Source organism: Collinsella sp. AM20-15AC (assembly GCF_003471405.1).
In the GTDB taxonomy this organism is placed as follows: Bacteria; Actinomycetota; Coriobacteriia; order Coriobacteriales; family Coriobacteriaceae; genus Collinsella.
In genome coordinates this window covers 21281-28730 of record NZ_QRJA01000027.1, presented here as the reverse complement: position 1 = coordinate 28730, position 7450 = coordinate 21281, and the positions used below count along the sequence as shown (strand labels likewise).

The 7450-nt window shown below is 61.8% G+C and carries 4 protein-coding genes; 1 reads left to right on the top strand and 3 read right to left on the bottom strand.

From position 1 onward, the window contains the following. Positions 1-75: 75 nt before the first annotated feature. Positions 76-756 carry an orotate phosphoribosyltransferase gene (pyrE, locus tag DW233_RS08585; RefSeq protein ID WP_089573524.1) on the bottom strand — a complete coding sequence of 227 codons (681 nt, stop codon included), beginning with the start codon at positions 754-756 and terminating at the stop codon, positions 76-78. Between the two features lie 436 nt (positions 757-1192). On the opposite strand from pyrE, the gene mgtA reads away from it, so the two are divergent. Continuing rightward, positions 1193-3961: a magnesium-translocating P-type ATPase gene (gene mgtA / locus DW233_RS08580; protein ID WP_118267768.1), complete on the top strand. Its 2769-nt coding sequence runs from the start codon at positions 1193-1195 to the stop codon at positions 3959-3961. Between the two features lie 189 nt (positions 3962-4150). Here the strand turns inward: mgtA and DW233_RS08575 are convergent, their stop codons facing one another. Together DW233_RS08575 and DW233_RS08570 are read right to left on the bottom strand one after the other, a co-directional pair. After that, entirely contained in the window at positions 4151-5464 is a 1314-nt protein-coding gene (locus DW233_RS08575) for a DUF4038 domain-containing protein (protein WP_118267770.1), read from the bottom strand. Between the two features lie 209 nt (positions 5465-5673). After that, positions 5674-7101: a PTS transporter subunit EIIC gene (locus DW233_RS08570; RefSeq protein WP_118267767.1), complete on the bottom strand. Its 1428-nt coding sequence runs from the start codon at positions 7099-7101 to the stop codon at positions 5674-5676. Positions 7102-7450 lie beyond the last annotated feature (349 nt).

Below are 7450 nucleotides of genomic sequence, written 5' to 3'. Positions count from 1 at the left end.
GAAGTTGAACGTCAGATTGTCCAAATGCGGCCCGCGCAGCGTCGAGCAGTTACGGCGTTTGGTAAAACGCCGTAACTAACGAGCTCCGTACTGCTCGTAGTAGGCATCGATGGCGGCCTTGAGCTCGTCGTCGATGACGACCTTGCCGTCGATCTCGTGGTTGTAGAGGGTCTCGACGACCTCGGCCATGGAGACGATGCTCGCGACGGGGAAACCGTACTTAGCCTCGATCTCCTTCTGAGCGGTGGTCACGCCACCCTTACCGACCTCCATGCGGTTGAGGGACACGATGAGGCCCTTGATCTCGACATCGGCAGCAGCCTTGACCTTGGGATAAGTCTCGTCGATGGACTTACCGCTGGTGGTGACGTCCTCGACCATGACCACGCGGTCGCCGTCCTGGGGCTCGTAGCCCAGCAGGTTGCCCTTGTCGGCGCCGTGGTCCTTGGCCTCCTTGCGGTCGCAGCAGTACTTGACCTCCTTGCCATACAGCTCGTGGTAGGCAATGGCGGTCACGACGGCCAGGGGAATGCCCTTGTAGGCCGGTCCAAACAGCACGTCAAAGTCGTCACCAAAGTTATCGTGAATTGCCTGGGCGTAATACTCGCCCAGCTTCTTGAGCTGGTAGCCCGTCACGTAAGCGCCGGCGTTCATAAAGAACGGGGACTGACGGCCGCTCTTGAGCGTAAAGCTGCCGAATTTAAGAACGTCGGACTCAACCATGAACTTGATGAACTCTTGCTTGTAAGCCTCCATGCGGGCTCCTCTCGTAATCGCGTACGTGCCTTCCAGTTTAGCGCAGGCGGGGCGCGTTGCGGGCGCGCTTTGGGGCCTCGGCATTCTGTAAAGGCTTTGTCAGGGGCAATGGTTTTCCAAACATTGGGGTTGACACGGCAAACCCCCTCATCAAAAATACGGGCGGATTAAAACGGGTACGAGATACCCAAAGCGCGCCGCGCCCGGCCTTAAGGAGGTGTGCCATGGAAGGCAGTCATAGTCGAAAAACCTGCATGTCGCCCTCGGCACGCCGCGAGGATTCCGCACACGCATAAGCGCCAACAGCCGATCGTCAAAACCGCCACAAAGGTGCCCGTCCCCTTTGTGGCGGTTCGCGAGCTTGACGTGAGCGACATCTAGGTTTTTTGAAGCAAATACGACACGTACGCTAACTCCCTTCAACAAGGAGGACCCTATGCTGATGCTCAAAACCGCTACGGTACTCGAAGCTATCTCCAAGCGCCGCCGCACGGCGCGCCCTGCCGCCCACGCCGGCCTGTCCAAGAACACCATATTCGCCGCCACCCATTGTGCTGAGGACACTCTCGTACTGCTTGACGCCACGGCAAACGGCCTCACCGCCGAGCAGGCAACCGAGCGCCTGGACGCCGCCGGCCCCAACACCATCGAGGCGCCGACCAAGACGCTCGCCCGCCGCATCGCCGACGCGTTCATCGATCCCTTCGCCGGCATCCTCGCCGCGCTCGCGCTGGTCTCGCTCTACATCGACGTGCTCGCCGTACCCGAGCCCCAGCGCGATCCCTCCACGGTCATCGTCATCGGCATCATGCTGCTGGTATCGGGCAGCATGAAGTTTATCCAGGAGGCTCGCAGCGGCAATGCGGCCGAGGCCCTCAAGGACCTGGTCTCCAACACCTGCTGTGCCCTGCGCGACGGCGAGCGTATCGAGATCCCCTTTGATGATCTCGTCCCCGGCGATGTAATCCGTCTCTCTGCCGGCGATATGGTGCCGGCCGATGCCCGCATCATCACCGCGCGCGACCTGTTTGTGATCGAGTCCGCGCTCACCGGCGAGAGCGAGGCCGTCGAGAAGACCGTTGCTGTCGCGGTCGCCGAGGGTGCCGGCAGCTCCGCGCTGCCGCTCTCTGCCTGCAAAAACATCGTCTTTACCGGCACCTCCGTGCAAAACGGCACCGCTATAGCACTTGTCGTTGCCACCGGCTCGGACACCTACCTGGGCGGCATCGCCAAGATGCTCAACGGGCGCGGCGAGAAGAGCGCGTTTGACCGCGGCGTCTCGAGCGTCTCCATGCTGCTCGTACGCCTTATGCTCGTTATGGCGCCGGTCGTCTTTGCCGTCAACGCCGCCACCAAGGGCAGCGTCATCGACGCGCTGCTGTTCGCCACGAGCGTGGCCGTGGGCATCACGCCGCAGATGCTTCCCGTCATCGTGACCACGAGCCTGTCGCAGGGCGCCAAGGACCTCGCCCGCCGCCAGGTTATCGTCAAGGAGCTGCCGGCGATCCAAAACCTCGGTGCCATGGATGTCCTGTGCTGTGACAAGACCGGCACCCTCACCGAAGACCGCATCGTGCTCGAGCGCTATCTCAACACTGACGGCAACGAGGACGCACGCGTGCTGCGCCATGCGTTTTTGAACAGCTTCTTCCAGACCGGCCTCAAAAACCTTATCGACCTGGCCGTCATCGACCGTGCCGACGTGACGCCCTCGACTGTCGCGCCCGACTCCACGCTGGGCCAGAGCCTGCGCGACCGCTATACCAAGGTCGACGAGGTGCCCTTCGATTTCTCACGCCGTCGCCTGAGCGTAGTCGTCGCCGACGCCCAGGGCAAAACCCAGATGGTTACCAAGGGAGCTGCCGAGGAAATGCTCGAGATTTGCTCCTTTGTCGAGGTTGACTGTGTCGCCCAGCCGCTCAGCGAAAATAAGCTCGCCCAGATTCGCAAGCAAGTCGCCGAACTCAATGCCGAGGGCCTGCGCGTGATCGCCGTGGCGCAAAAGACCAATCCGCGCTGCGTGGGTGAGTTTGGCATCGCCGACGAGTGCGACATGGTGCTGATGGGCTTTTTGGCCTTCCTCGATCCGCCCAAGGCAAGTGCCGCCGGCGCCGTCGCCACCCTCGAGGCCAAGGGCGTGGCGGTCAAGGTCTTAACCGGCGACAACGACCGCGTGGCCGCCACCGTCTGCGAGCAGATCGGCATCGACGCGAGTAACGTCTTGCTGGGCTCCGAGATCGATGCGCTCGACGACGCCGAGCTTGCCGAGCGCGCTGAGAAAACTCATCTCTTTGCCAAACTCTCGCCGCTGCAGAAGGCGCGCCTGGTGCGCGTCATGCGCGAGCTGCTCGGTCACACCGTGGGCTTTATGGGCGACGGCATTAACGACGCCGCCGCCATGCGCGCGAGCGATTGCGGCATCTCGGTCGATTCGGCCGTCGACATCGCCAAGGAATCCGCCGATATCATCTTGCTTCAGAAGGACCTGGGCGTGCTCGAGCGCGGCATCATCGAAGGCCGCCGCACCTACGGCAACCTGCTCAAGTACCTCAAGACCACGGTGAGCTCCAACTTTGGCAACGTGCTGTCCGTGACCGTCGCGAGCCTGTTCTTGCCGTTTTTGCCCATGAGCGCCCTGCAGCTGGTGCTGCTGTCGCTGGTCTACGAGATCGTGTGCATCGCGCTGCCGTGGGACACCGTCGATGACGCCTGGACTGCCCGCCCGCGCGCCTGGGACGCCGCGTCCATCAAGGGCTTTATGCTCGAGCTGGGCCCCGTGAGCTCGCTGTTTGACATCGTGACCTTCGCCGCGCTCTTCTTTGTGGTGTGCCCCGCAACCGTGGGCGCGAGCTGGGCAGAGCTTGCCGCCGCGGGCAACGTCGCGGGTATGATGGCCTTCGCCGCAATCTTCCAGAGTGGCTGGTTTGTCGAGTCCATGTGGTCGCAGACGCTCGTGATCCACATGCTGCGCTCCCCGCGCCTGCCGAGCCCGCGCGACCACGCCGCGCCCGCGCTGTGCGTTCTCACCGTGCTGGGCCTGGCGCTCGTCACCTGGCTGCCGGCAAGCCCCATCGCCGATACGCTCGGCCTTACGACGCTGCCCACGAGCTTTTTCGCGCTGCTCATCGGCATCGTCGCCGCCTACATCGCGCTCACCCAGCTGGCAAAGCGCCGCCACATTGCCCGCCACGGCGAGCTACTGTAGCGCCCGAATTGTGGCGCGCGACCCATCAGGCGGTCAAAAAGTCCCGTCTCAAGTTAAACCACTCATTTAAGTACGTCCCCAATGAGTGCGGCGGAATGGCTCCCCTTGACAGCTTAAAGCCGTCATGCAGGAACCATTCCGTCGCAGCCTTATGAAAGGGACTGGGTTGTAAATGTTGGAGAAGAGCCGTTAGCGCCCAGGGGTCAGGATCACCAGGGCGTCGTGCTCAAAGGGATGCTGAGCCACGCGCACGGTGCCGTCACCGTTGTCGCGAACGGGCAGCTTGGCGACGCGCTTGTCTTCCATGTCGAGAACCGTCGCCGTCCAGCCACGCGCGCCGTCGAGCTTAAACTTGAGCGCCGTGGTGCGCGGCAGGTACGTGACGACGCGATCGCCAACGCGCGCCACACGAATGGCCTCGCGCGCGTCATCGAGGAGCTCCTGCGCCGGAACCACGGCAAGTGCGTCGTCGCCAGCCGTAGCACCCAGGCCGGCAAGCACATGCTCGATCGCGCCAAAGTCCCAAACGCCCGCAAACTGCAGGCACTCTTGCCAGCGGAACGGCATGTCAAAGCCCTCGCCCAGGACCGAACCCTGGCTGCGCGATGTCTGCCAGTTCCACACGCCGTGTGCGCCATAGGTCACACCCGCGCTGGCGCCGGCAAGGATCGACGACCACACACTCGCGCGGCAGTCCTGCGCGGTGAAGCGCCAGTACACATTGCGCGACGCACCCATCTGCTCGTAACAAGGCTCAGAGTTGACCATCGGCTTTTTGGGATAGTTGGCGATAAAGTCCTGCGGCAAGTGCCAAGCCTCGGGCTGGCCCTCGTAGTTGTGGCCGGGCTGGAACATGTAGAAGTCCAAGCGGTCCAGGTACCGTGCCGGGATGGTGCGGTTGCCGCGGTTGATATGCATGGTGCGCAACGCCTCGGGCGCGCGATTGACGACTTCGTCGAGGGCATCCTCGTAATAGGCGATCGCCTCGTCGCTGGTAAAGTCGGTATCGCCCGTCACCACGTAAACGGGGTCGAACTCACCCAGGTTCTCGACGACGCGGGCAACGTGGGCACGGACCTCCTCGCGCGGCATAACCTCGGCACCGCAATGCTCGGCAATCTTGGCGCCCCAGGTACCGGGCACGTAGTTGCACCACATAAGCACGAGTGCCGGACGAATGCCGTGCTCGACGGCAGCGCGACACATGGCGGCGGCACGATCCCAGTACGCTTGGTTGGGTCGGGACCAATCAAAATGCACGCCATCCTCGCTGGCATAGGGCCAAATGCCCAGATCGGGGCAGCAGCGATCCCACTGCGGCAGCGTGTTGATCTGCAGCACGTTCATGCCCTGCTCGGCGCGACGGGTCAGATAGTAGTCCCAATCGGCCTCGGCAATGCTCGTAAACGCGCTCCAGCACGTATCGGCAAACCAAAAGAACGGTTTGCCCTCGCACAAAAAGCCATCCTGGCGACCGTTGACGGTCAGCGTTCCCAAACTCATCTGCATGTCCTTTCGTTCGATAAAGGATTTGCGAACCGCCGGAAACTTTCGCGGTAACCCCGCGCGAAAGCCCCGCCGCTTGGCAAACCCTCGCGGGCGAATCTCACCCGCCCCCCATCAGTCTACCTTGCAAGAAGGGCCCCGCCGGGCTTGCGCCTGACGGGGCCCTGTCGTGTAGGTGAGGTCATATGCAACCGAATGGTTTGGCCTTAGGCCTCCATCTCGGCGAGTTCCTCCTTGGAGAAGCCGCAGGCAAAGACGACGGCAGCGGCGATGACAAAGGAGATTGCCATACCAACGATAGCCCAGACGGTGTTCATCTGGCCACCCTGCAGGTAGTTGGTGAAGACCAGGAAGTTGGAGGCACCGCCTGCGAGGTAGTAGGTAACACCCATGAGGCCGGAGAACACAGCGCCGATAGCACCGCCGATGAACATGCCAAACATGGTGCGACGGAAGCGCATGAGGATGCCGAAGAGCGCGGGCTCGGTGACGCCGCCGGCGATGGCGGAGATGACGTAACCGATGGCGAGAGACTTCTCGTCGGGGTTCTTCATCTTGAGGAAGGCACCGAAGGCGCAGCCCCAGACAGCGGCCATAGCGCAGTTGGTGGAAACGAAGACGAAGGGATCGTAACCGGCAGCGACGATCTGAACCTGGGCGAGCAGGATGACGGGCATGTGCATGCCGCAGACCACGAAGAGCTGCCAGAAGGCGCCGAGGATGGCCATGACGATCAGGATGCCGATGCCGCCAAGGTCAGCAAGGCCGAAGAGGGCGTTGGCGATCAGCGTACCGATCTCGTTGCCGATCGGAGCGAGGACGATGAAGGCAATGGGGATCGTGACGATCATGGTGCAGAACGGCGTGAAGACCGTGGACAGCACGTCGGGCATAACCTTCTTAAAGAACTTCTCGATGAAGTACAGGACGGGCACCGAAAGGATGATCGGCAGGACGGACTGCTGGTAGTTGGCAGCGGCGATCTGGATGCCGTAGACGGAGATGATTCCGCCGCCCTCCTGGGTGGCGACGCTCACCACGGAAGGAGCCATGAGGGCGCCACCGAGCAGCATGCCGAGCACCGGGCTGGCGCCGAGCTTCTTAGCGGCGGCATAACCCAGGTAGATGGGGATAAAGGTGAACGTGGCCTCGTACAGCGTGGTGTAGAGGAACGTATAGGTCGGGTCGTCGGCCGAGAGCACACCGAGCATGGTGGGGCCGAGGACGGCCGCGATGGTACGGAACAGACCACCGGCCATGAGCAGCGGGATGAGCTGGGTCATGGAGCCCGACAGATAGTCGAGGATGATGTTAGGCAGGTTCTTGAGCTCGAACTTCTCCTTGGGAGCGTCGAGGTTCTCGTTGACCGCCTCGCCCTGTTTGACGCCGGAGATGGCGACGAACTCGGCGAGCACCTTGGGCACGTTCTGGCCGATGATGACCTGGAGCTGGGCGCCGGCGAACTGGCAACCCAGAACACCCTTGACCTTCTTGATCTTCTCCACGTCGACCTTGTTGTTATCCTTGAGCGTCAGACGCAGGCGCGTCATGCAGTTGGTGGCAACGGAAACATTCTCCGCGCCGCCCACGAGCTCGAGGACATCGGTGGCAATCTGCTTGTTATCTACTGCCATGGGACCCCTCCCCATATCTTCGTGTGCCAGCCCCCTTGGGCTTAGGCACGCCTTTGGCCCGGCGACTATAACCCCTTACGGTTGCCGGACCCTTGGATACGCTGTCGTAAACAAAGTGTTTACTGAACGTTTACGGGCTTTAGTTTACACGGAGCGCCTCATTTGTGGCAATTTTACCGTGCAGAGTCCGGCGAACGGTAGGAAATCGGGGGTGAACGTATTCCAATGGCGGGAGATAGTCTCTTTGACTGTCTATTGATAAATGGCTCTTTACGTGGGCTTTTATTTTGATAAACACCTCTATGACCTGTTAACTCATCAACAGAAGCCCTGCTAGAAGCTAGTAAAC